General features: G+C 66.9%; 22 protein-coding genes. 10 read left to right on the forward strand and 12 right to left on the reverse strand.

The window, feature by feature from the left end; genetic code table 11:
• Nucleotides 1-42 precede the first annotated feature (42 nt).
• From speB to QNN98_RS11210, 4 genes are all read left to right on the forward strand, one after another.
• The gene (speB, locus tag QNN98_RS11195; protein WP_283997145.1) at nt 43-1,011 is read left to right on the forward strand and encodes an agmatinase; all 969 of its coding nucleotides are present in this window, start codon (nt 43-45) and stop codon (nt 1,009-1,011) included.
• The gene (locus QNN98_RS11200) at nt 1,008-2,678 is read left to right on the forward strand and encodes a thiamine pyrophosphate-binding protein (RefSeq protein WP_227913477.1); all 1,671 of its coding nucleotides are present in this window, start codon (nt 1,008-1,010) and stop codon (nt 2,676-2,678) included. The genes speB and QNN98_RS11200 overlap by 4 nt, the downstream gene beginning before the upstream one ends.
• Nucleotides 2,679-2,773: 95 nt before the next feature.
• Nucleotides 2,774-3,292: a MarR family winged helix-turn-helix transcriptional regulator gene (locus QNN98_RS11205; RefSeq protein ID WP_227926727.1), complete on the forward strand. Its 519-nt coding sequence runs from the start codon at nt 2,774-2,776 to the stop codon at nt 3,290-3,292.
• 41 nt (nt 3,293-3,333) lie between these two features.
• On the forward strand, nt 3,334-4,980 hold the full coding sequence (locus QNN98_RS11210) for an MDR family MFS transporter (RefSeq protein ID WP_231700795.1): 1,647 nt from the start codon (nt 3,334-3,336) through the stop codon (nt 4,978-4,980).
• Nucleotides 4,981-4,992: 12 nt separating this feature from the next.
• Here the strand turns inward: QNN98_RS11210 and QNN98_RS11215 are convergent, their stop codons facing one another.
• The 6 genes from QNN98_RS11215 to QNN98_RS11240 all read right to left on the reverse strand — a co-directional run bounded on the left by QNN98_RS11215 (nt 4,993) and on the right by QNN98_RS11240 (nt 11,173).
• On the reverse strand, nt 4,993-6,255 hold the full coding sequence (locus QNN98_RS11215; protein ID WP_283997149.1) for an FAD-dependent oxidoreductase: 1,263 nt from the start codon (nt 6,253-6,255) through the stop codon (nt 4,993-4,995).
• Entirely contained in the window at nt 6,192-6,926 is a 735-nt protein-coding gene (locus QNN98_RS11220) for a class I SAM-dependent methyltransferase (RefSeq protein ID WP_227913473.1), read from the reverse strand. Before QNN98_RS11220 ends, QNN98_RS11215 begins: the two co-directional genes overlap by 64 nt.
• A complete protein-coding gene (locus QNN98_RS11225; protein ID WP_227913472.1) occupies nt 6,923-8,119 on the reverse strand; it encodes a type III polyketide synthase in 1,197 nt (398 codons plus the stop codon). The genes QNN98_RS11220 and QNN98_RS11225 overlap by 4 nt, the downstream gene beginning before the upstream one ends.
• Nucleotides 8,120-8,184: 65 nt before the next feature.
• Nucleotides 8,185-9,855, reverse strand: coding sequence for a RecQ family ATP-dependent DNA helicase (locus QNN98_RS11230; protein ID WP_227913471.1), 1,671 nt, complete (start codon nt 9,853-9,855; stop codon nt 8,185-8,187).
• Nucleotides 9,856-9,909: 54 nt separating this feature from the next.
• Entirely contained in the window at nt 9,910-10,689 is a 780-nt protein-coding gene (locus QNN98_RS11235; protein ID WP_283997151.1) for a cytochrome c oxidase assembly protein, read from the reverse strand.
• Entirely contained in the window at nt 10,682-11,173 is a 492-nt protein-coding gene (locus QNN98_RS11240; protein ID WP_283997153.1) for a DUF2243 domain-containing protein, read from the reverse strand. Before QNN98_RS11240 ends, QNN98_RS11235 begins: the two co-directional genes overlap by 8 nt.
• Before the next feature lie 79 nt (nt 11,174-11,252).
• Here QNN98_RS11240 and QNN98_RS11245 point away from each other — a divergent pair, with 79 nt between their 5' ends.
• Both QNN98_RS11245 and QNN98_RS11250 read left to right on the forward strand, forming a co-directional pair.
• The gene (locus QNN98_RS11245; RefSeq protein WP_227913468.1) at nt 11,253-11,546 is read left to right on the forward strand and encodes a DUF503 domain-containing protein; all 294 of its coding nucleotides are present in this window, start codon (nt 11,253-11,255) and stop codon (nt 11,544-11,546) included.
• Nucleotides 11,547-11,599: 53 nt separating this feature from the next.
• Nucleotides 11,600-14,092 (forward strand): Tex family protein, encoded by a 2,493-nt coding sequence (locus QNN98_RS11250; RefSeq protein WP_283997156.1) that lies wholly within the window; start codon nt 11,600-11,602, stop codon nt 14,090-14,092.
• 56 nt (nt 14,093-14,148) lie between these two features.
• Here QNN98_RS11250 and QNN98_RS11255 read toward each other — a convergent pair whose 3' ends face one another.
• The 3 genes from QNN98_RS11255 to QNN98_RS11265 are packed head-to-tail and all read right to left on the reverse strand — an operon-like array spanning nt 14,149 to nt 15,638.
• A complete protein-coding gene (locus QNN98_RS11255; protein ID WP_283997159.1) occupies nt 14,149-14,409 on the reverse strand; it encodes a hypothetical protein in 261 nt (86 codons plus the stop codon).
• Between the two features lie 29 nt (nt 14,410-14,438).
• Nucleotides 14,439-15,128: an HAD family hydrolase gene (locus QNN98_RS11260; protein ID WP_227913465.1), complete on the reverse strand. Its 690-nt coding sequence runs from the start codon at nt 15,126-15,128 to the stop codon at nt 14,439-14,441.
• A gap of 48 nt (nt 15,129-15,176) precedes the next feature.
• Nucleotides 15,177-15,638 carry a very short patch repair endonuclease gene (locus tag QNN98_RS11265; RefSeq protein ID WP_229960001.1) on the reverse strand — a complete coding sequence of 154 codons (462 nt, stop codon included), beginning with the start codon at nt 15,636-15,638 and terminating at the stop codon, nt 15,177-15,179.
• A 127-nt stretch (nt 15,639-15,765) separates the two neighbouring features.
• On the opposite strand from QNN98_RS11265, the gene QNN98_RS11270 reads away from it, so the two are divergent.
• On the forward strand, nt 15,766-16,002 hold the full coding sequence (locus QNN98_RS11270; RefSeq protein WP_227913463.1) for a YegP family protein: 237 nt from the start codon (nt 15,766-15,768) through the stop codon (nt 16,000-16,002).
• A gap of 80 nt (nt 16,003-16,082) precedes the next feature.
• Here QNN98_RS11270 and QNN98_RS11275 read toward each other — a convergent pair whose 3' ends face one another.
• Nucleotides 16,083-16,226 carry a hypothetical protein gene (locus tag QNN98_RS11275; RefSeq protein ID WP_227913462.1) on the reverse strand — a complete coding sequence of 48 codons (144 nt, stop codon included), beginning with the start codon at nt 16,224-16,226 and terminating at the stop codon, nt 16,083-16,085.
• Nucleotides 16,227-16,417: 191 nt separating this feature from the next.
• Between QNN98_RS11275 and QNN98_RS11280 the strand changes: the two genes are divergently transcribed.
• The 3 genes from QNN98_RS11280 to QNN98_RS11290 all read left to right on the forward strand — a co-directional run bounded on the left by QNN98_RS11280 (nt 16,418) and on the right by QNN98_RS11290 (nt 19,901).
• Nucleotides 16,418-18,088, forward strand: a complete 1,671-nt coding sequence (locus QNN98_RS11280) for an FAD-binding dehydrogenase (protein ID WP_283997166.1) — start codon at nt 16,418-16,420, stop codon at nt 18,086-18,088.
• Nucleotides 18,089-18,201: 113 nt separating this feature from the next.
• Nucleotides 18,202-18,885, forward strand: a complete 684-nt coding sequence (locus tag QNN98_RS11285) for an FMN reductase (protein WP_283997168.1) — start codon at nt 18,202-18,204, stop codon at nt 18,883-18,885.
• Nucleotides 18,886-18,983: 98 nt separating this feature from the next.
• Nucleotides 18,984-19,901 carry an NAD(P)-dependent oxidoreductase gene (locus QNN98_RS11290; RefSeq protein WP_283997170.1) on the forward strand — a complete coding sequence of 306 codons (918 nt, stop codon included), beginning with the start codon at nt 18,984-18,986 and terminating at the stop codon, nt 19,899-19,901.
• Between the two features lie 36 nt (nt 19,902-19,937).
• On the opposite strand, the gene QNN98_RS11295 is transcribed toward QNN98_RS11290, so the two are convergent.
• A complete protein-coding gene (locus QNN98_RS11295; protein WP_283997171.1) occupies nt 19,938-20,390 on the reverse strand; it encodes a MarR family winged helix-turn-helix transcriptional regulator in 453 nt (150 codons plus the stop codon).
• 58 nt (nt 20,391-20,448) lie between these two features.
• On the reverse strand, nt 20,449-23,763 hold the full coding sequence (locus tag QNN98_RS11300; protein ID WP_283997173.1) for a DEAD/DEAH box helicase: 3,315 nt from the start codon (nt 23,761-23,763) through the stop codon (nt 20,449-20,451).
• Nucleotides 23,764-23,827 lie beyond the last annotated feature (64 nt).

Consider the following 23,827-nt stretch of genomic DNA (forward strand, 5'->3'; position numbering starts at 1 on the left):
CCGCACCGGGGCAAGGACGCCCCGGGGATCCCGGAGACACCCATGGATGAGCTTCCCCGCGTCAGCGCCAACGGCAACACCGGGCCGGTGGACGCGGCGCGGATCCCCCGGTATGCCGGAGCGGCGACCTTCGCCCGCCTGCCGCGCCTGGACCAGGTGGACCGTGCCGAGGTGGCCGTGGTGGGGGTTCCCTTCGACAGCGGGGTGTCCTACCGGCCGGGGGCGCGTTTCGGCGCCAACCACGTCCGGGAGGCCAGCCGCCTGCTGCGCCCCTATCACCCGGCGCTGGATGCCTCGCCGTTCGCGAACCTGCAGGTGGCCGACGCCGGCGACATGGCCGTGAATCCCTTTGACATCAACGAGGCCATCGAAACCATCCAGCAGCACGCGCTGGACCTGACGGCGTCCGGAAGCAGGCTGCTGACCCTGGGTGGTGACCACACCATTGCCCTGCCGCTGCTGCGTGCAGCATCCGAACGGGCGGGGCAGCCGGTGGCGCTGCTGCACTTTGATGCCCATCTGGACACCTGGGACACCTACTTCGGCGCCGAATACACCCACGGAACGCCGTTCCGCCGGGCGGTGGAGGAAGGCATCCTGGACACCGAGGCACTATCCCATGTGGGCACCCGCGGGCCGCTCTACGGCAAAAAGGACCTTGAGGAGGACCGCCGGTTCGGGTTCGGCATTGTGACCTCTTCGGATGTTTTCCGGCAGGGGGTGGATGAGGTGGTGGACAGGCTGCGCAGCCGCATCGGCACCCGTCCGCTGTACGTGTCCGTGGACATTGACGTCTTGGACCCGGCCCACGCGCCGGGCACCGGCACTCCGGAAGCCGGCGGCATCACCAGCCGGGAACTGCTGGAGATCCTGCGCGGACTGCGCGGCCTGAACCTGGTGGGCGCCGACGTCGTCGAAGTAGCTCCCGCCTACGACCACGCCGACATTACGGCGGTGGCCGCCTCGCACGTGGCCTATGACCTGATCACCCTGATGGGACTGTCCGCATGAGCGCCGACGCTGCCGCCAACCCTTCCGCTGCGTCCTCCGCACCCGTGCGCAACGGCGGGGACCTGGTGGTGGAAACCCTTGAAGCACTCGGTGCCACCACGGTCTTCGGGATCCCCGGCCAGCACGCCCTGGGCCTCTTTGACGCGCTGTCCCGCTCCCGGCTGGAGTTCATCTCCTCCCGGGTGGAGAACAATTCGGCGTTCGCCGCCGACGGCTTTTCCCGGGCCACCGGGCAGGTGGGAGTGCTGTTCCTCTCCACCGGGCCGGGCGCGCTGACCTCCCTGGCCGGGCTCCAGGAAGCCTATGCCACCGGTGTGCCGATGATCGTGGTGGCCAGCCAGCTTCCCATTGACGGCCTGGGCGCCCGCCGTCGCGGCATGCTGCACCAGCTTGATGACCAGAAGGCATCGGCGGCCAACGTCACCAAGAGCCAGCGGCTGATCCAGCACGCCTCCGGCATCCCGTCCGCTATCCAGGATGCGTGGACCGAGGCCATTTCCGCACCGATGGGTCCGGTGTGGATTGAGGTGCCGCAGAACGTGCTGCTGAATCCGGTGATGGTTCCGGCCGTGGAAGATGCGCTGGCCGAGCCGTTCGACAACCCGCCGCGCAGCGAGCTGGTGAAGGAGGCTGTCCGCTGGCTCGGTGTTGCCCGGCGTCCGGCAGTTATTGCCGGCGGCGGCGTGCGCCGCAGCGGCGCCGAAGCCCAGCTGCTCTCCATTGCCGGGAAACTCCATGCCCCGGTGATCTGCACTCCCGGCGGCAACGGAGCCTTCCCCTGGAACCATCCGCTGTCGCTGCAGTCCTGGGTGGAGGACCGGCACACGACGGACGTGCTGGAGGACGCCGACGTCCTCCTGGTCATCGGTTCCTCCTTGGGCGAGGTGACCTCCAACTACTTCACCATGGCTCCGCGTGGCCGGATCATCCAGATTGACGCCGAGCCCCGGGTGCTGGAGTCCAACCGGCCGGCACTGGGTATCCGGGCCGACGCGCGGCAAGCACTTCAAGCACTGGACCAGGCGCTGCCGCAGGCCGCCGTCCTGCCGGACTGGCACGGCCAGGCGGCGGAGGACCTGGTGGCCGAAACCCTGGCGCGGGTGCAGTCGAGGCTGGACAGCCAGGATCTGGGCATGGAGCGGCAGTTCATGGCAGATATCCGGGCGGCCGTACCCGAGACGATGCAGACCTACTGGGATATGACCATTTCCGCCTACTGGGCCTGGAGCTGCTGGGACGCTAAGGCCGGCGCCTTCCACTCCGCCCAGGGTGCCGGCGGGCTGGGCTACGGCTTTCCGGGGGCAATTGGCGGAGCCGTGGGGCTCGGGGAACGGGTCCTGGCAGTATCCGGGGACGGATCGGCCATGTACTCAATCGCGGAACTGGCTACCGCCCGGCAGCATCACCTGCCGGTGACCTGGCTGATCGTGGACGACGGCGGCTACGGCATCCTGCGCGAATACATGGAGGATGCCTTCGGCAAGGCCACCGCCACGGAGCTGGCCGGGCCCGACTTCGTCAAGCTGGCCGAATCGTTCGGCGTCCCGGCCCGCCGTTGCGCTCCCGGCGGAATCCGTACGGCCCTGGAAGAATCTTTCGCTGCGGAAGGCCCCAACGTGGTGGTGGTGGAGGCGCGGATAGGCCTCTTTGCTCCCACCCACCTCTGACATGACACAAAGCGGTTTAGTTAGTTGACCTAGGTAAACAATGTTCGTATAGTTGCCTAGGTCAACTATCAATATTGTTTCGGAGGCGGCCTGCTTTGCCCGTACAGCAACACACGGCAGAAGAGCTGGTTCGCAGTGTTTTTGCCCTCCAGCGTTCGCTGCGGGCCCTCACCCACCACAGCATCCTCGACGGCGGTCCCGGCATCGCGCTGCAGGGCGTCATGCGGATGATCGGCGAAGACGGTGAGCTGCGCGCCACTGAACTGGCCGCGAAACTGGGAATCGGTGCCGCTGGACTGAGCCGGCATGTCGCCGAACTCGAGGAGCTCGGGTACGTCCACCGCCGCCCCCATCCGCAGGATCGCCGGGCCAACCTGATCCGCCTCTCCGAACTGGGGGAGTCCGTCCTCGCCCAGTCCCTGAACCGGCGGGCCGCCGTCCTGCAGCAGACGCTGTCGGAGTGGTCCGAGGAACAGGCCCAGCTGGCCTCCGAGTCCATCGGGGCGCTCTCCGAATCCCTCCTTACCTCCATCCGTACGGCCGCGCCGGGCACCACCGGCCCCGCCGTCGGAACCTCCACACACCTATCTCCGCAGGAGCAAGCAACTAAGTGAGCGAAACAAAAACCGCCCGGAAGAAACACGTCCCCGGGGAAATGAGCCACCGCCAGATCCTCCAGGCCCTCACCGGCCTGCTCGCCGCACTGTTCACGGCGATGCTGAGCACCACCATCGTGGCCAACGCGCTGCCCACCATCATGGGCGAGCTGCACGGCACCCAGACCGACTTCGCCTGGGTCGTCACCGCCGCACTGCTGGCCAACGCGGTCAGCACACCCATCTGGGGCAAGCTCGCTGACCTGTTCAACAAAAAAGTACTGGTGCAGCTGAGCATCATCGTCTTCGTGGCCGGCTCCGTGCTGGCAGGGTTCTCCGAATCCATGCCGCTGCTGCTCACCGCCCGGGTAATCCAGGGCCTGGGCATGGGCGGCCTGACTGCCCTGGCGCAGGCGATCATCGGCTCAATCATCCCGCCGCGCGAGCGCGGCCGGTACTCCGGGTACATGGGTGCGGTCATGGCCGTCGCCACCGCCGGCGGCCCGCTGCTGGGCGGCTTCATCGTAGACAGCCCGCTGGGCTGGCGCTGGACCTTCTTCCTCTGCGTCCCGCTCGCCGTCATCGCGCTGATCCTGCTCCAGTTCACCCTGCGCCTGGAACACGTGCGCCGTCCGGCCCGGATCGACTGGCTCGGATCCATCCTGCTCACCGCCGGCGTCTCCCTGCTGCTGATCTGGGTTTCGTTTGCCGGCAAGGAGGACTACTACGAGTGGGCCTCCTGGGAAACCGCCGCCATGGTGGGCGGCTCCGTGATCCTGCTGGCACTGCTGGTCCTGGTGGAGTCCAAGGTTTCCGAACCCATCATCCCGCTCAAGATCATCAGCCAGCGCACCACCGCGCTGGCCATCCTGGCCTCCGTGGCCGTGGGTATCGCCATGTTCGGTTCCACCACCTTCCTGGGCCAGTACTTCCAGTTGGCCCGCGGCTTCAGCCCCACCGAAGCCGGACTGCTGATGCTGCCCATGATCGCGGGCAACCTGCTCGGATCGGTCGGTTCCGGCCTGCTGATCACCCGCTTCGGTAAGTGGAAGCGCTTCCTGGTCATCGGCACCATCCTGGTCATCATCGGCACGGCACTGGCCGGCACCATCGACCATGAAACCCAGATGGTCCTGGTCAGCCTGTTTATCTTCGTCCTCGGTGTGGGCATGGGCCTGCTGATGCAGAACCTTGTCCTTGCAGTCCAGAACACCGTCAAGGTCACGGAGGTTGGCTCGGCCAGCGCCTCCATCGCCTTCTTCCGCACCGTCGGCGGCGCCATCGGCGTTTCCGTGCTGGGTGCCGTGCTCTCCAGCTCGGTCAGCCGCCGGGTGAGCGAGGAACTGACCAACGCCGGCATCCCGACCAGCGGGGGCACCACCGCCACGCTGGACCTTGCCCAGCTGCCGCCGCAGATCCAGGAATTCTTCCGCATCGCATATGCCGAGGGCACCGCGGACATCTTCCGGATTGCCGCTGTAGTCTCCGTGGTTGCGCTGGTGGCCGTGCTGTTCATCAAGGAGCAGGCCCTGCGCCGTACCCTGGACGTCAAGCCGACCACCGGCAACCCGGTGGAACCGGGCCTCACCGGCGGTACGGAAATACTCCAGACCGGGGCCATGTCCGCCGTGCAGGCTGACGATGTCCAGGCCAAGGACACCATGGCAACGGACGCCCCCGCGGAGGATGCCGCAACCCGGAAGTAACTCCCGCGGCACCTACTGCATGGTGAAACGCCGTGCCACCGCGTTGCCCAGCGCCGGGACCTGGAACACCCGTTCCAGCCCGGCGTTGCGCATTGCCAGCACAGGTGCCGGCAGCGGCCGGCCCAGGACCATGTTGGTCCGGGCCTGCGCGGAGGCAATCACCGCGTCGCGCCGCCGGCGCCGTTCAAACTCCCGCAGCTCCGCTCCCACCGGCCGGCCGCGCAGGGACGCGGCAATCAGCGGGGCCAGGGCGGCGGCGTCGAGCCAGCCCAGGTTCATGCCCTGCCCGCCGATGGGACTGATCTGGTGGGCGGCATCGCCCACCAGCACGGTCCGGCCGCGGACCAGCCGGCCCGCCCTGCCGATGCGCACGTCGAAGGCACTGAGCATCGAGTTGGCCCCGGCATCCAGCCGGTATCCGGTGCGGCGCAGAACCACGGCGGCCAGCATTTCGGCCGTGGCACCGCGCTGCAGGCAGTCGGTGTGGGCCACCCACCGGCGCAGCCCGCCGGGCAGGGGAAAGGATTCCACGATTCCCTCCGGCTCCAGATACAGCACTCCCAGCGGCCCGTCACCGGTTTGGTCCGGAAAGTCGCCCATCAAATAGGTATCGGCAAGCTGCCGGGAGGACCAGCGCGTGCCAAGCGCGGTGCGGACGGCGGACCGGGCGCCGTCGGCCGCCACCAGCAGGGATGCCCGCGTGTTGAACGGCTTTCCGCCGGAGCGGCCGCAGACCCGGACGCAGCGTCCGTTGTCGGTAAAGGACTCCACCCGCGCGCCGCGTACCAGCGCCGTTGGGTCCAGGGCGCGCAGGCGTTCCTCGAGCAGCTCCTCGGTGCGGATCTGCGGCAGCGTCAGGACAAACGGATACTGTGCCGAAGCGGCGGCGAAATCCAGCCGGGCAACCGTCCGGCCCGCGCTGCGGGCCTCACCGTGGGTGATCCGTACGCCTTCGGCGGTCATGGCATCGGCGATTCCGGCCCGGGCGAGGGACGCCAGGGCCGGCGGGTGGACACCGATGGCACGCGAATGCCGGCTGCGCCCGGTCCGCTGTTCGAGTACCTGGACGGTGATGCCCGCCTGCAGCAGCAGGACAGCCAGATAGGCTCCCACCGGTCCGCCGCCCACAATAACGACGTCGGATGCCGCCCGGGGAACGTGTGCTGCGGTCGCCTGCGGCGCCGGGGCGGGGGAGAGCTGGTGCACCGTGATCAGGACTCCCTGGCCAGCGCCGGGATCCGGGACAGCGGCGGATGGACCAGCAGGTTCTGCCACGGCCGGTGCTGCACGCCCTGCCAGCCGGCCGGAGTTACCTCCGCCAGTTCCGCCGCCGTGAAACTGCGCCGGATGGAGGTCAGCCCGTCCCGGCGGATGAATGAGCCGGGGAAAAACGGCCAGGTCCCCACCGAAAACAGCACGTACGCCCACCGGCTGCGCTCAATGTCGCTGTGCAGAATCAGCCTGGTGGCGAGTTTTTCCGAATCGGCCAGCAGGGCCTCCAATTCCCCCGCGCCGAGGTGATGGAGCATGTGGTTGGAGATCACGACGTCGTAGGACCGACCCTCCGCAACCAGGTCGGAGCTGAATGCCTGCCGGTAGGCGAGCCCCGGCACCGGGGGGCGGGCCGAGGCGAAGGCGTGCGCCCGCGGATCCGGGTCGATCGCCGTGATGTCCAGCGCGAAGCCGTCCCGGCGCGCCCAGCGGGCAAGGCAGCGGGGCACGTCCCCGCCGCCGGAACCGATATCCAGCAAACTCCCGCCGCCGCTCTCCCGGAACAGCGGGCGCAGGTACCGGACGTAGTTGCGCCGCCATCCCGATACAACGGCGTTGATCAGCCAGAAGCGGGCGTAGGTGCGTTCCAATTGCCTGGGATCGGCGTCGGGCCGGTCCATTTCTTCCACGGCATCCACGGCGCGTTCAGCCAGCGACGGGAGCACACCCGTCATGCAGGGACGCCTACCGCCGGCTGCTCAGCGCGTTCTCCGGCCACCGCTGCCGCCGGCTGGACCGGCACGCCGACCCGGGTGAACAATCCCGTTTCCACGGTCAGGCCCGGGCCGAAGGCCATGGAACAAATCCGCTCGTTGCCACCTGCAGAGGGCAGATCCAGGATGCGTTTGAGGACAAACAGCACCGTAGCGCTGCTCATGTTGCCCACTGTGCGCAGCGTTTCCCGAGCCGGGAACAGCTGTTCCTCGCTCAGTTCGAGCTTGGCCTCCACCTTGTCCAGGATGCTGCGGCCACCGGGATGGATGGCCCAGTGCTCGATCTCCCGGTACGGCAGCGTTCCCAACGAATCGTCGTGGGCGAGCAGCGGGTCAAGGGCGCCGACAATGTGGTCGTCGATGATGTGCGGAACATAGGTGCCCAGCACCATCTCGAAGCCTTCGTCGCCGATGTTCCAGGCCATGGCTTCCTCACCCACCGGGGTAAGGATGGTCTCGAAATGGTCCAGTTGGATGCCGGGGCCCTCGGGCAGGTCATCGCGGGCAGTGATCACCGCGGCGGCGGCGCCGTCGGCAAAGAGCGAGGACCCCATGATGGCATCGGGGTCATTGGAGGTGCGCACATGCAGGGAGCAGAGTTCGGCGCTGACCACCAGCACCACGGCGCCGGGATCGGCCTCGCAGAAGGACTTCGCGGCGCGCATGGCCGGGAACGCGGCATAGCAGCCCATAAAGCCCAGGTGGTATCGCTGGACGGAGGGGTCCAGCCCGAGCGCCCGGACCACTTTGTAGTCCGGGCCGGGGTTGAAGAACCCCGTGCAGGAGACGGTGATGACGTGCGTGATGTCCGCCGCCGTCACTCCCGGGGCGGCCGCCAAGGCCTTGGTTGCGGCCTCGATGAAAAGCTTGGTGGCCTGCACTGCGAAAATGTCGTTGCGGACCTTGGTGCTGGGCTTCAGCAGCAATCCGCTGCGGGCGTCGTAAAACACCGGATGCTCGGAGGTGTCGGTGAGGGACAGCTCGGCCAGTGCCGTGCGGCGGGTGTCGATGGCCGCGGAATCGAAGCAGGTGCGGACCAGCCGTTCACCCAGCCGGGTCAGGCCCGGCTGGGTGGCGAAGCAGTCACGGACTTCAGTCTGCACCAGCACAGTGGGGGGAATTGCAGTTTCCAAGGACCTGAGGGTAACCGTCATAGTCCATTCTTAGGGGACTGTGACCCGGCACACAATGGTTGGAGTGCTGCAAAGGTTGCCGTGGGCTACTGGTTTAGCGGCTGCAGCAGGTCCTTTTCCAGTACGAGGTCCACCGACAGGGTCTTGTAGCCCTCCGCTTCAAAAAGCACCGTGACGGTCTCATCCTCGTAACTCATCACGACGCCGGGACCCCACTCGGTGTGCGTCACCGGGGACTGCAGCGGGAACGGGAGGTCCGCCGCATCGTCCGGGGACAGCTCGGCCAGGTCTTCCGGGGCGACGTCCGCCGCGGCAGCGGCCTTTTCGCAGTTGTCGCAGTTCCCGCAGGGATCGGGCATATTCTCCCCGAAGTAGCCGAGCAGGAACTGGCGGCGGCAGCCCGAGGTCTCGGCGTACTGCCGGGCCATATCCACCCGCGACTGGTCGATGTTCTCGCGCCGTTCGGCGTACTCGGCGGCGGCGGATACCGCCTCGTCCGGGCTCATGGTGCCTGCCTTGTAGCCCTTTTTGCTGGCTGTGACGGCCCCGGCCTCGTACAGCAGGTTCAGCAGGCCAGCGAGTTTCCGCGCGCTGAGGTTCAGTGTTTCCCGCAGCCGGGCCTGGCTGATGGTGCCGTTCTGTGCCCGGAGCACCGCGAACAACTGCCGCAGGTCGTCGTCGCTGGGCCGGTTGCTGGCAAAGAAGCGACGCAGGCCCAGGTCCTCCGGCCGGTAGTGCAGGATGGCGGTGGCGGGTTTGCCGTCCCGTCCGCCCCGGCCGATTTCCTGGTAGTAGCTGTCCACCGAATCCGGGATCCCGGCGTGCACCACGTAGCGGACGTTGGGCTTGTCGATGCCCATGCCGAACGCAGTGGTGGCCACCACTACGTCCAGTTCGTCAGCCAGGAACCGGCGGTGGACGTCTTCCCGTTCCCCGGCCGGCCGGCCCGAATGGAAGGCCGCTGCCCGCAGGCCCGCCTTTTCCAGGTCCTCGGCGTATTGCTCGGCTTCCTTGCGCGTTGCCACGTACACCAGGCCGGGGTGTTCCAGGTCCGGAACACTGTCCACCACGGCGCGCCGCTTGTCCTCGGACTCCACGTGCATGCGAACCGCCAGGTGCAGGTTGGGCCGGTCAAAGCCCTGGGCTATCAGGAACGGGTCCTTCAGCTGCAGGACGCCGGCAATCTCGGTGCGCACCGGCGGAGCGGCGGTGGCGGTGAGGGCAACCACGGGTTTCCCGAGGGCCTGGACCAGGGCGCCGAGTTGGAGGTAGTCCGGCCGGAAATCATGGCCCCACGCAGAGACGCAGTGCGCCTCGTCGATGACCAGTAAGGACACATCCAGGCTCTTCAGGCGTTGTGCCACGTCCTCCTTGGCCACCTGTTCCGGCGCGAGGAACAGGAACTTGGCCCGCTGCTCCTCATCCGGGTCCTCAACCGCGGCCCACGCGTCGTTGATCTGGGCTTGGGACTGACCGGAGTTCACTACATACGCACGGGTGCGGCCCGCGGCAGCGTTAATGGCGTCTGCTTGGTCGCGCTGCAGTGCGACCAAGGGAGAAATAACGACGGCGACACCCGGCAGGGCAAGCGCCGGAACCTGGTAGACGGCGGATTTGCCGTGTCCGGTAGGCATAACGCATAGGACATCCCTGCCCTGGGCTACGGCGGTCATGGCTTCGAGCTGCCCTTCGCGGGGCGTCTCCCAGCCGAAGACCTCCGACGCTGTCCGGATCAGGGTTTCCCTGGTGACGTTCATGAATGACCCTTCAGCGAACCGAACCGGCCAAAGCCGGTATTCAACTTAGTAAGCTTACTGAGGACCGGATATGGATGCGATTCGTGCCCGTGGGCGGGACCACTGGAACCACTGGCGGCATAGGAGCAGAACCAGCACCAGTTCCAGGACCGCACCGCCGTAGTACATCACCAGGGCGCCCTGTTCCGCTGCGGCCGCGCTCACGCCGGGCGGCGGATCGGCATAAATGCCCTTGGCCAGGATGTTGTGCGCGGCAATGGACAGGACCAGCACAATGGCCCGCAACCGGTAGCCGGCCCGGTGCGGTGAGGGATCCCGGCCGATGATGGTGGCGGTAAACAGATACCCCGCAGCGAGCAGATGGAACGTCACCAGCCAGTGCACCGGCATGGACTCCTGCATGGCCTGCAGCAGCGGGGTGCGGAACATCAGGAACATTCCGCCGGTATTCAGCACGGCCGCGGTAACGGGGAAAGCCAGGAAGCGGACAAACCTGCTGCGCAGCAGCCGGGAGAGCCGTCGGGCCGGAAAGACGTCAAGGCTGCGCAGCGCGAGCGTGAAGGGACGGGACAACACCAGCAGCAGCGGCGAGACCATCCCGGCCAGCAGGTGGGAGAAGCTGAGTATGGCGAAATCCGTATGCGCCAGTTCGGCCAACGGGTTCAGCACGGTCACCAGGACCGCCCCCACGCCCAAGGTGAAGCACAGGGTCCGGTACCAGGGCCAGCTGCCCGAGCGCGGCGAGAGCGCTCCGGCCCAGTAGGCCACCAAGGCAGCAACCGCGGGGATAAAGAACAACGTCTCCGCGGCGAAGCCTCCGCCGTGGTTATGCATCGGCCGTGGTTTCTGCCGTGCCCGGGGGAACGGCGGCACGGGTACGGTACGTCAGCCATGCGCCGGCAACGATCAGCAGCACCGCCACCGAGTTCCACACGGTGTCATAGGCCAGCAGATCCACCTCGTACCGGATCTGGTGCAGGCCCATGAGTTTGTGCTGCACGGTGCCGTCATACAACTGGAAGGCTCCGGCGCCGAGCAGGACACCGCCAATCCAGCGCGGCCACAGGAGCTGGTTCCAGCGGCGGAGGTCGGCGAACAGGAACAACCCGGCCACCACGGCAAACCAGCCAAAGGCGTGGAACAGTCCGTCCGAGAACAGGCCCACAGAGGTGGTGGAGCGGTCATAGAAGTGGTGCCACTGCAGCAGTTGGTGGAAGACCACTTCATCCATGAAGGCAGCCAGCCCGATTCCAAACAGGAGACCGGAAACCAGATTGCGTGGGCGGGGAGACCTGCGGGTGTGGTGCTGCATTGCCATCTTTTGAACATAACACCGACCGGGCGGCGGCTGCAGGCGTGCGTGACAAGGCCGGTGCGCTGCGGCAAGGATGGATACCATGTGGATCGGCGCGCTGGAACTGGACCTGCTCCTGGGGGATGTGCATTCCCTCAAGGGCAAACGCTCGGTGGTGCGGCCCATCCTCGCTGAGCTGCGGCGGAAGTTTGACGTCTCCGCCGCGGAGGTCGGGTCGCTGGACCTGCACCGCCGCTCGGGTTTGGGTGTAAGTGTGGTGTCGGCGGACAGGTCGCATGTGGTGGAGGTGCTCGATGCCGCGGAGCGACTGGTGGCGGCCCGGCCGGAAGTGGAGCTGTTGAGCACCCGGCGCCGGCTCTTCACCGAAGAGGACTAACCGCCCCGGCCGGCCGCTCGCCACAAGCGGGTGCATGGGGAAGAATTGGGCGGGTGAGTCTAAGCAGCGTAGAACCCGTCGCCCACCTATCAGCATCGGACGAGCAGGTCATTGCCCAGCTCGCCTCGGAACTCGGCGTTGCGCCGTGGCAGGTCCGTGCTGCCGTGGAACTGCTCGACGGCGGTGCCACGGTGCCGTTTATCGCCCGGTACCGCAAGGAGGCCACCGGAACCCTGGATGACGCACAGCTGCGGGACCTGGATGAGCGGCTGCGGTACCTGCGCGAACTGCAGGAACGGCGGCGCACCATCCTTGAGGCGATCGATGCCCAGGGCAAGCTGACCCCGGAGCTGAGGGCCGCCGTCGTCGGGGCTGAAACCAAGTCCCGGCTGGAGGACATCTACCTGCCTTACCGGAGCAAGCGGCGCACCAAGGCGCAGATTGCCCGGGAAGCGGGACTGGAACCGCTGGCGGATACCCTGCTGGCGGATCCCGGCCGCGTGCCGGAAACCGAGGCAGCAGCGTACGTGCGCGACGGCGTGCCCGACGCAGTAGAGGCGCTCGCCGGCGCGCGGGCCATCCTCATCGAGCGTCTGTCCCAGGATGCGGACCTGCTGACCGAGCAGCGCGAGAAGCTGTGGCGGCAGGGGCGGATGCGCTCGCAGGTCCGGCCCGGCAAGGAAACCGAAGGCCGCAAGTTCACCGACTACTACGACTTCTCCCAGTCGCCCTCCGGGATGCCGTCGCACCGGGTGCTGGCACTGCTGCGCGGGGAGAAGGAGGGCATCCTGGAACTGGCCCTGACCGAGGGGGACCCGGCGGACGCCGAGGCGCTGGCCGGCGCGCGGGCCCGTTATGAACGTTCGGTGGCCGCGCGCCTGGGGGTAGCGGACCGGGGGCGTCCGGCGGACGCCTGGCTGATGCAGACGGTACAGCTGGCCTGGCGGCGGATCCTGGCGAAGTTGTCCGTGGACCTGCGCGTCCGGCTGTTCACCGACGCGGAAACCGAAGCGGTCCGGGTCTTCGCTGCGAACCTCCGTGATGTGCTGCTGGCCGCGCCCGCCGGCAACAAGGCCACTTTGGGCCTGGACCCGGGCCTGCGCACCGGGGTGAAGGTGGCCGTGGTGGACGGCACCGGCCAAGCGGTGGCCACCGACACCGTGTACCCGCATGCCCCGGTGCGCCGCTGGGACGAGGCCCTCGTGGCCCTGGCCGGGCTGGTGAAAGCGCACGGGGTGGAACTGATTGCGATTGGCAACGGCACGGCATCGCGTGAAACGGACAAGCTGGCCGCCGAACTGATCAAGCTGGTGACAGGCGTGCGCAAGCTGGTGGTCTCGGAAGCCGGAGCATCGGTGTATTCCGCATCCGCGCTTGCTTCTGCTGAATTGCCCGGCATGGACGTTTCCCTGCGCGGTGCCGTGTCCATTGCCCGCCGGCTGCAGGACCCGCTGGCCGAACTGGTGAAGATTGATCCCAAGTCCATCGGAGTGGGCCAATACCAGCACGACGTGACGCCGGCCAAGCTGGAGCGCGCCCTGGATGCGGTGATCGAAGACTGCGTGAACGCGGTGGGCGTGGACGTGAACACCGCGTCGCCGTCGCTGCTGGCACGGGTGGCCGGCGTCGGGCCGCTGCTTAGCGAAAACATCGTGGCCCACCGGAACGCAAACGGTCCCTTTACCCGCCGCCGGGACCTCTTGAAGGTGCCGCGGCTGGGGGCAAAGGCCTATGAGCAGTGCGCCGGGTTCCTGCGCGTGAGCGGGGGATCGGAGCCGTTGGACGGCACCAGCGTCCACCCGGAGTCCTATCCGACTGCCCGCAGGGTCCTAACCGCCGCGGGTGCCACCATGAGTCCGTCCGGGGCGTCCCTGGACGGCCTGGATCCGGCGGCGTTCGTGGACGATCACGTGGGCCTGCCCACCGTCCTGGACATCATTGCCGAACTGCGCAAACCCGGGCGCGACCCCCGCCCGGCCTTTGAAACAGCGGCCTTCTCCGAGGGGATCGAGAAGATTTCGGACCTGCGGCCGGGCATGGTCCTGGACGGCGTGGTCACCAACGTTGCCGCCTTCGGAGCCTTTGTTGATGTGGGCGTGCACCAGGATGGATTGGTGCACATTTCCGCCATGTCCACCACCTTCATTTCCGACCCCCGGGAAGTGGTTAAGTCCGGGCAGGTGGTCAAGGTCAAGGTGATGGAGGCGGATCCGGAGCGCAAGCGGATCTCGCTGACCCTGCGGCTCGACGACGACCCTGCAGACCCGGCCGGGAGCCGGCCGCGGCGCGGGCAGGGAACGCAGGGACAGGCATCACGGGGGCAGGCATCACGGGGGCAGGGCCCGCGGGCAGCAGTGCCCGCGCCGGCAGCGTCCCGCCCGGGGCCGGTTTCGGCCTCATCACCAAAGGCCAAGGCGTCCGCGAAGGGCGGCGCCAAGGCCACAGCCCAGGCAGCTGGGAAGGGTGCAGCGCGGGTTAGCAGGGCAGAACCGGCCCCGGGCGGTGCCATGGCCGATGCCCTGCGCGCCGCCGGCCTGTTGAAGTAGGCCGGCAGCGGGCTGGCAGCGGAGCCCGATCCCTGAGGCCGATCCCGCTGGGAGGATCAGCCGGCGTCGCCCGGCCGGTCCTCATCCAATCCGCCGTCCCGTTCCGCGTCCCGTGGGTCGCCAGACGCGGGCACCGTACCCGCGGCATGCGTGCCCTGGTCATCGCGGATGTTGCCGGCGGAGTGGGCCTTGTGGCCCGGAGTGCGGGGTTCGCCGGTGGGGCCGGGCTGGGGTGCGCTGGGACCGAGCGGATCTTTGGCGCCGTTCGCCGGTCCCTCCGAATCTGCCCGGCCGTGTTCAAGGGGTTCGCGAGCCATGAGGGGTCCTTCCTTGGCTGGGGGTGGTCCTAGTCCTGGAGCAAGGTGCGCAGGAGGCTGTTCTCCAGGTCCGCAAGCAGTGCCCGGGGGTTCTCATAGATTTCTTCGGCTCCTGCTTCGAGCAGTTCGGCTTCGCTGGTGCCGCCGCAGGTGAGGCCGATGGTGGGAATGGAAAGCTTGCCCGCTGCCTTCACGTCCCACACCGAGTCACCCACAAAAACGGTATTAGCCGCCTCCAGTCCGCCGGACTCCAAAGCTGCTTCCAGAATGTCGGGGGAGGGTTTGCTGGCTTCGGCATCCCCGGAGCTGGTCGCACCGCTGATGGCCGAATCGGCGTCGATGACGGTGCGCAGGAACTTTAGTTCAGCTTCGGATGCTGACGAGGCCAGGACTACGGTGAGGTCCTTATCCGCGCAGGCCTTCAGGAGGTCGCTGGCACCGTCGAAGGAACGCAGTGCGGGCCACCACGTAGAGAAAATGGCGCCGTGTGTGGCGTCCATTTTTTCGTCCTCGTCCTTGTTGCGGTCCTCGCCCAGCAGATGTTCCACGAGCTTGTCCCCGCCCATGCCGATGGCCCGGTGAATGGCGGACATGGGCACATCGTGCTCCATTCGGCGGAAGGCCTGCCACCAGCAAACCGCGTGCAGGTAGTTGGAATCCACCAGGGTTCCGTCCACATCAAAAAGGACGCCCCGTTTGCCGTTAGCCGAACTGCCCATGCCTGCCGCCTCCGTAGTACTGGTTGCTGTAGATGTCTGTGGTCGAGTCTAGTGCCGTGTCTCGGGGCTCGGGGCCGGTGCTGCCCCGGGCGGGCCCAGGAACCTGCGCAGTTGCTGTTCCAAGACGCTCCGGTCACGGAGTTCGCACTCCCACACCACCAGGGCCTCCCAGCCGGCCGCTGCCAGCCGGTCCCGTGCTGCGGCGTCGCGCTCCACGGTCCGGTTCCGCTTGGCCGCCCAGAACTCGCTGTTGGTTTGCGGAGCGTGCCGGCCGGCCGGGCAGGAGTGGAAATGCCAGAAGCAGCCGTTGACGAACAGGACTTTGCGGCGCCCGGCGAACACCAGGTCCGGCTTGCCGGGAAGGCGTGTTTGGCCGAAGCTGCCGTGCAGCCGGAACCGGTAGCCGGCGGCGTGCAGGAGGCTGCGCACCAGCAGCTCGGGCTTGGTGTTTTTGCTGCGGATGCGCGACATATTGCGGCTGCGCTGTTCGGGGCTGACGGTATCGGCCATGGTTCCAGTGTAGGAACCGGTTTCAGTTTGGTTTCAGGCTACGCGGATTTAGGGGAGGGGGAGTTGCAAGGCCCTAAGGTGGCTTACTATTAGAGGCACTGATAGACCCCTTACAAGGAGGTAAGTGATGTCGGGCTACTTTAAGCTGGTGGACGCCCACGAAGGCAGCTACCGGATCAAGCTCATTTCCGGCGACGGAACGTTGATGGCTGTGTCCACCACCTTTGACACAAAGCAGGACGCAGCGGCAGGAATTGCGCAGCTGCGGGAAATTGCCGGAACGGGCCCCGTGGTGGACCAGAGCCATGATGCAGATGTGCTGGACGCTGCGAAGAACTCAGGACGCAAGGCAGCGGCGAGCTAAGTCAACGAAGACACGGAACAGGCCCCTGCCCCTCCCCAAAAGGAGGTTCAAGGGCCTGTTCCGCGTCTAGGGTGTCCCGCTCAGCTCTGCCCTTCGTCGCCTTCGGCGGCTTCCTGGGAATGTTCGCGCTGTTCGTTCTGCTTCGTGCTGCTATCGCCCTCGGAGGCCTCCTGGCCGTGGGTCCGGTTGGAGTCCTTCTCCTCGTTGGCGCCCTGTTCGCTCATGCGATTCTCCACTTCTTCCACAGCCGGCACCGGCAGTCGCCGGTTCTCCTAGGAGCGGCCCTACCGTCCAGTCTAAGAACCCCGGTACGGATGCAACAGGCCGTGCCCGTGCGGTGCGTCCTGTGAGGGCGCCCGGACACCGTGCCAAGCAATGCTGGCCTGTACCGGGTGCTGCCGGTAGCGTGAGCCGGATGCAGCCAAAAGACGCAGACGTCATTGTTGTTGGTGCCGGACTTGCCGGCCTGGTAGCCACCGCTGAACTGGTGGATGCCGGGCGCACGGTGATCCTGGTGGAACAGGAAGGCCAACAGAGCATAGGCGGACAGGCCTGGTGGTCCTTCGGCGGCCTGTTCCTGGTGAACTCGCCCGAGCAGCGCCGGCTCCGTGTGCGGGATTCCGTGGAACTGGCCTGGCAGGACTGGCAGGGCACCGCCGGCTTTGACCGCGAGGAAGACTTCTGGCCGCGTAAGTGGGCCGAGGCCTATGTGCATTTCGCGGCAGGGGAGAAACGGGCCTGGCTGCAGCAGATGGGGCACCGGCTCTTTCCCGTGGTCGGTTGGGCCGAGCGCGGCGGGTACGGTGCCAGCGGGCCGGGCAACTCGGTGCCGCGCTTCCACATCACCTGGGGGACCGGGCCGGGAATCACCGCGCCGTTCGAGGCCAAGGTGCGCGACGGCGTCGAACGCGGCCTGGTGCGCCCGGCGTTCCGGCACCGGCTCGACGACCTTGTCCTCACCGGCGGCGCCGTGACCGGTGTGCGCGGCACAGTGTTGGAACCAACGACGGCGGAGCGGGGCACTGCGTCCTCCCGGGCAGCCGTTGGGGATTTTGAGTTCAGCGCATCCGCAGTGGTGCTTACTACCGGCGGGATCGGCGGGGACCACGACGCCGTCCGGGCAGCATGGCCGGACCGGATGGGACCGGCACCGCAGAATATGCTCAGCGGCGTGCCCGAACATGTGGACGGGCGCGGGATCGGCATTGCGCAGGCAGCCGGCGGGCGGGTGATCAACCCGGACCGGATGTGGCATTACGTGGAAGGCATCCGCAACTGGAATCCGGTGTGGAAAAACCACGGCATCCGGATCCTTCCCGGCCCCTCGTCACTGTGGCTGGATGCGGCCGGGGACCGGCTGCCCGTGCCGCTTTTTCCGGGGTTTGACACCCTGGGGACCTTGGAACACCTGCGCCGCACGGGCTCCGACTACAGCTGGTTCATCCTCAACAAGGCCATCATCCGCAAGGAATTCGCCCTCTCCGGTTCCGAACAGAACCCGGACCTGACGGGAAAGTCCATTCGGGATGTGCTGAAGCGGGCCACAGCCGGAGTGCCGGCTCCGGTCCAGGCCTTCCTTGACCATGGGGAGGACTTCATTACCGCCAATTCCGTGGACGAGCTGGTGGCGGGAATGAACATGCTGGCCAAGGATTCCTCCGCCCAGGGCGAGGCGCCCCAACTTTCCGCGGACGCGGTCCGGCGTGAAATCGAGGCCCGGGACCGGGAAATCCGGAATCCCTTCAGCAAGGATTCGCAGGTGACAGCCATTCGCGGTGCCCGCACCTATCTGGGCGACCGGCTGATCCGCACGGCCGCACCGCACCGGATCCTGGACCCCAAGGCCGGGCCCCTGATTGCCGTACGGCTGTCGGTGCTGACCCGCAAGACCCTTGGCGGGCTGCAAACCGACCTGGAGTCGCGGGTGCTGGGCCAAGACGGCGCGCCGGTTCCGGGGTTGTTCGCAGCTGGGGAGGCCGCCGGCTTCGGTGGCGGCGGAATGCACGGGTACCGGTCCCTGGAGGGGACGTTCCTCGGCGGTTGCCTGTTCAGCGGCAGAGCTGCCGGGCGGGCTGCCGCCGGGTAGCGGCGGGGCCGCCGTCGGCATCGGTACCTGACTGTCAAGGCGCCACCCGGAGGAATAAGTGGTGTGGGACCGGGGTTGACCACTACATGCAAACGCATGTTGAGGAGGACCGGATGGTTGATCTTGTTGTGGTTTCGGGTGGCTTGGGCGTTCCGTCCTCGTCACGGATGCTTGCCGATTCCCTGGCCCAGGCGGCACGGGAGGAAATCGAAGCACGGGGCCGTCAGGTGACGGTCTCCACATACGAACTCCGCGAATACGCCGTTGATATAGCCAACACCATGGTCACCGGTTACGCGCCGCCGAAATTGGAAGCCCTGATCAGCAAGCTGGTGGCCGCAGACGCGGTCGTGGCAGTGACGCCGGTCTTTACGGCGTCCATGAGCGGGCTCTTCAAGTCCTTCTTCGACGTCATCGACAACAAATCCCTGGACGGCAAACCGGTACTCATTGCGGCCACCGGCGGCAGCGCCCGGCATTCCATGGTGCTGGATTACTCCATGCGGCCGATGTTCAGCTACCTGCGGGCACGGGTTGTCCCCACGGGTGTTTATGCCGCCCCCGGGGACTGGGGTGCAGGCGAAGGAGGTGCCGGGCCCCTCGATGACCGCGTGCGCCGTGCCGCAGGGGAACTTGCCGCGCTGATGGGAAACGTCCCCGGAGGTACGGCCCGGCAGTCCGGGAACTCACAGCCTTCCCCGGTCTCCCAACCGGCTCCATCCCCGCGCGAAACCGCCCGGCAGCTGCCGGCGTCGCTGCCGTTCGAAGAGATGCTCGCGCAGATCCAGCGCAAGTAACCCGTTCGGGACCGCAAACCGTTCCGGCACCTGCCGGGGCGGTCGACGCCGCGCCTATACTTCTGGGACTGTCAGCTCACGCCGAACGGGGTCCGTTCATGGAACCGAGCGTTGTTATCCTTCCGGAGCCTAGGGACTACCTGGTCAATGCCGTGCAGGCCGGCGGCGGAGTGGTTGCACCGCTCTCGGAGGCAACCAGGGGACTGGTCCTGACCGAAGGGCTGTCCCAGGATGCCCTGGAAACGGTCTTGGCCGAGCATCCCGGCATAGCGTGGATACAGCTTCCCCTGGCCGGAGTGGACCAGTACGAAGACCTGATGCAGCGCAACCCCGACCGTCAGTGGACCAGCGGCAAGGGCGCCTTCGGGCAGCCGGTGGGGGAGTTCGCCCTGGCGCTGGTCCTGGCCCTGCTGCGCTCTGTGGATACCTTTGCCCGGGCGCAGAGCTGGGGCAAGCCGCAGGGCACCTCGCTGCACGGCAAACGCGTGGTGATTGTGGGGGCCGGAGGGGTGGGCAAGGAAATCCTGCGGCTGGTGTCGGCGTTCACCGAACACATCACCATGGTCCGCGCGCACCGCCAGCCGGTACCGGGGGCGGAGAAAACCGTCACCGACGAGGGTTTGGACGACGCCCTGCGGGAAGCCGATGTCCTGGTGCTCGCAGCACCCATGACGGCAGGAACCGAGCATCTGCTGGACGCCCGGAGGTTGGCCCTGCTGCGGCCCGACGCCTTCCTGGTGAACATCGCCCGCGGCCCGCTGGTGGAAACCGCGGCACTGGTTACCGCCCTGGCGGAAGGCAAACTTGCCGGGGCGGCACTGGATGTCACCGATCCGCAGCCACTGCCGGACGGGCATCCCCTCTGGTCCGAACCCCGGGCTTTGATCACGCCGCATACCGGGGAAACACAGGACATGATCCGTCCGCTGTTCACGGCCCGGGTGGAGCGCAACGTCAGGAACTTGGCGGCGGGGTTTGCCTTGGAGGGACTGGTGGACGTCCGCGCCGGTTACTAGGAAGGCACGCTGAGAGGAGCGTGCGTCCAGCCGGACTCAGGTATCCACCCTCGGCCCGGAGGCGACGTCGCCGTCCCAGCCCAGGTTCCGGGCCATCCGTTGCAGCACTGCCAGCAGGGCGGTGTACTCCTCTTCGGCGATGTCCTCCGTCATCAACTGCCGGATCCGGTCCACGGCGCCGCGCAGGTTCTCCAAGCTGCGGCTGCCCAGGTCCGTCAGCTGGTACTGGCCGTCCTCAAGTGCCACCCAGCCGGACTCCCGCAGTTCTTCAATGAGTTCTTCGGAAGTGCCGGCCTCCACGGCAGGGAAAAACGGCCGCAAACCGTCCGACAGCTGTTTCTGGGTGGCCGGCCCCTCCACCAGCAGGTTCATCATTTGCCACTGCCGGCGGGTGACGCCGTGCTCTTCGAAGCTGGCACCGAACTGGTCATCAACCAGCTGGTCGACAAGCTTGAGCCAGAATCCAATGGGACGCTCCTGAGTGGCCATCACTCCACTGTACAAATCAATGCCCGTCCCGGGAAGGACATGGGCGGCTCAGCCGAACCTATTGCAGGAGGGCCCGGATGTCCTCTGCAGTGAGCGCTGAACTGAAAACGGCGTCGTCGTCCATCACCGAGGTGAACAGCTTCGCCTTCTGCTCCTTCAGCGCCATCACCTTCTCCTCGATGGTGTCCCGGGCGACCATCCGGTAGACCATGACATTGTTTTTCTGCCCGATCCGGTGGGTGCGGTCCACGGCCTGGGACTCGGCTGCAGGATTCCACCAGGGATCGAGCAGGAAAACGTAGTCCGCCTCGGTCAGGTTCAGGCCGAACCCGCCTGCCTTGAGGCTGATCAAGAACACAGGTGCCTCGCCCTCCTTGAAGGAGGCAATCACGTCGGCACGGTTGCGGGTGGAGCCGTCCAGATAGGCGTATTTAATGCCTGCCTCATCCAGCCGTTCCGCCGCCTTCTTCAGGAAGGAGGTGAACTGGCTGAAGATCAGCGCACGGTGGCCTTCAGCGGTAATGTCGTTGAGCTGCTCGAACAGCACATCCAGTTTGGCTGACGGGATGCCCTCGTATTCCTCCTCCACCAGGGAGGCATCCAGGCTCAGCATGCGCAGCAGGGTCAGGGAGCGGAAAACGATCATCCGGTTCCGGTCCATGTCCTGGATCAGCCCCATGAGTTTCTGGCGTTCGCGCTGCAGGTGCGTCTCGTAGATCTTGCGGTGTTTGGGGTGCAGTTCCACTTCCAGGACCTGTTCCTGCTTCTCGGGCAGGTCCTTGGCGACAGCTTCCTTGGTACGGCGCATCAGCAGCGGCCGGATCCGGCTGCGCAGCCGGGCCAGCAGGTCGGGGCTGTCACCGCGCTCGATGGGCCGCTGGTATTCATCCGCGAACTTGCGCGCGGACGGGAACAGGCCCGGGGCCACAATGGCGAACAGTCCCCACAGTTCCATCAGGTTGTTTTCCATGGGCGTGCCGGTGATGGCCAGCTTGAACGGCACCGGCAGGTCCCGGGCACACTGGTGCACGCGGGTTACGCGGTTCTTCACGAACTGCGCCTCATCCAGGATCAGCCCGTCCCATTCGGTCTTCCGATAGGCGGCGAAGTCCAGCCGGAACACGGCATAGGAGGTGATGACGACGTCGGCGCCCGCCACCACCTCGGCCAGCGGCACCTTGGACTTGGCAGTGGTGTCGCCCACGGTGACTACCTTCAGGCCCGGCGTGAACCGCGCCGCTTCGGATGCCCAGTTGGGCACCACCGAGGTCGGGGCAACCACCAGGAACGGACGGACCGGCTGCCGGTCCTGCTGCTCCCGGGATTGCTTTTCCCGGGCGCGGGCCAGCAGGGCCAGGGTCTGCAGGGTCTTGCCCAGGCCCATGTCGTCGGCGAGGATGCCGCCCAGGCCGTGGTCCCAGAGGAACGCGAGCCAGTTGAAGCCTTCATGCTGGTACGGGCGCAGGTTCGCCTGCAGGCCCGCCGGCAGCGGCACCGGGTCCACGCTCTTGAGGTCCAGCAGGGCGGACACCGATTCCCGCCAGGCTGCGGCTTCCTCGGTTTCTTCCGCGAGCTCTTCCAGCTCCGCCCACAGCCCGGCCTGGTAGCGGCTGATCCCCAGTTCCCCGGTGTCCCATTCCTGCAGTCCCTGCGCCTCGTTGATCAGGGCATGCAGGTGCTCGAACTCGGGGCGGTCCAGGGACAGGTAGGTGCGGTCCACCAGCAGGAGCTTGGTTTTGCCCTGCGCGATGGCCTTGAAGATATCCGCGAACGGCACCAGCCGGCCTTCCACGGTGACCATCACGGCCAGGTCGAACCAGTCCCGGCGTTCAGTTTCCACGGTGGTGATTTTCAGCTTGGGTGCTTCGAGCAGTTCCCGGTAGTCCGGGCGTTCGCCGAAGATGTCCACCCGCAGGCCCTCGATCTTTTCCAGGTCGGGAAGGACATGCTCGGTGAATTCCGCGGCTTCGATGCCGCGCAGGGTGCGGTTCCGCGGCACTGCGGACATGGTGCTGCCGGCTTCTGCCAGCAGCGCACCTTCGGCGGGGATATCGCGGTAGGTGGTGTCGGCGTCGTCCGCCGCTGCGGCTTTGCCGGTGAGCGGCAGCCGGGTCACGGTGCTGCCGTGCCGGTATTCCCACTCCCAGCCCAGCACCAGTTCATCGTCGGCGCCGAATGACGCCGACAGGACCAGCACCGGCGGGGATATTTCGGGAAACTCCACGGACTCGTCGCTGCTGGTGACGGGCAGGACCTGCCGCAGCCGCGGATAGAACTTCTCCAGGAATACCGGGGCGTCGGCTTTGGGAACCGTCACGGGAGCTCCCTGCAGGAGCAGGCCCTTGTCCTGTTCGGTCAGGGTTTTGGCGGTGGGCGCCAGCGTGACGGTGTTCTGCGCGGACCGGACGTAGATGCCGTGGCTGCCGATGATGCCGGCGGCTTCCAGGGGAACCGGAGTGCCGTCGATTTCCAGGGTGGGCAGCAGCCGCAGCGGAGCCGGTGTCTCGCCGCCGGCCGCGCGGACGTCCAGGGACAGTACGGCCAGTTTGCCCACCCGGATGTCCATGTCTTTCTTGCTGCCCACAAACGGGATCCCCAGCCGTGAAGCTTCCTCCAGAAGCTGCCAGAGCAGGGGATTGGCGAAGTCGTCCAGGTACAGCCAGGAGTCGTTCTGCCCGAAGTAGCTCACGCCGTTGGAGCGGTGCAGGGCCGGGAACTGGGAGAACCAACGGTGCTGGTCCGGGTCCAGCCGCAGGCCGTAGGTTTGATAGCTGATGTTGCTCCAGGCCAGGTTGTTCTTGACCCAGTTGCCCTTGGTATTGCGCACCACCGGCCGGACCCCGAGGCGGAAGGGAGTGGCCCGGTGCCGGCTGCGCGGCGCCGGCGCACCCCAGCGCGAATCAGCAGCCGCCACTACGTTGCGCAGTTCAAATTGCAGTGCCAGCGGAGTGGTCTCGGCAGGCCGTGCTGCTCCGGCCAGGTCCGCGTCAATGAGAGTCTGCAGCGACTGCTGCCAGGCCGGGACAGACGGGGTCAGAGCGGGGGAGGATAGTTCCTGCCGGGCCAGCAGATGGTCCATATTGCTTTGCAGGGCTGCTGCCGCCACATGCTTGCAGTCAAAGCCCAGCGGGCAGCTGCAGTGGTTGTCCAGCAGCCGGTAATCGCCTTGGCGCTTGGCGCCGAGCTGCAACAGGGTCCGGTAGGGAACCGCGGCGGTGCCGCGTACCTGCGCGCGCAGCACTTCGCCCTGGGCATCCCATTCCAGGGCCTGCACGGCGCCGCTCCTGGCGTAGGTCTGGCCGCGCTGGAACGCCGAGCCGCCAACCACGCGGATGACGTCGGTGACGTCGACGAGCGGGAGGGTTTCGGGCATGGTTTTATCGTCTCACGCAGCGCCGACGGTTTGCGCGGCCGGCCCCGCAGGCCGGTTTGGAGCC

Origin of the sequence: Arthrobacter sp. zg-Y1143 (assembly GCF_030125565.1) — a bacterium.
Lineage (GTDB): Bacteria > Actinomycetota > Actinomycetes > Actinomycetales > Micrococcaceae > Arthrobacter_B.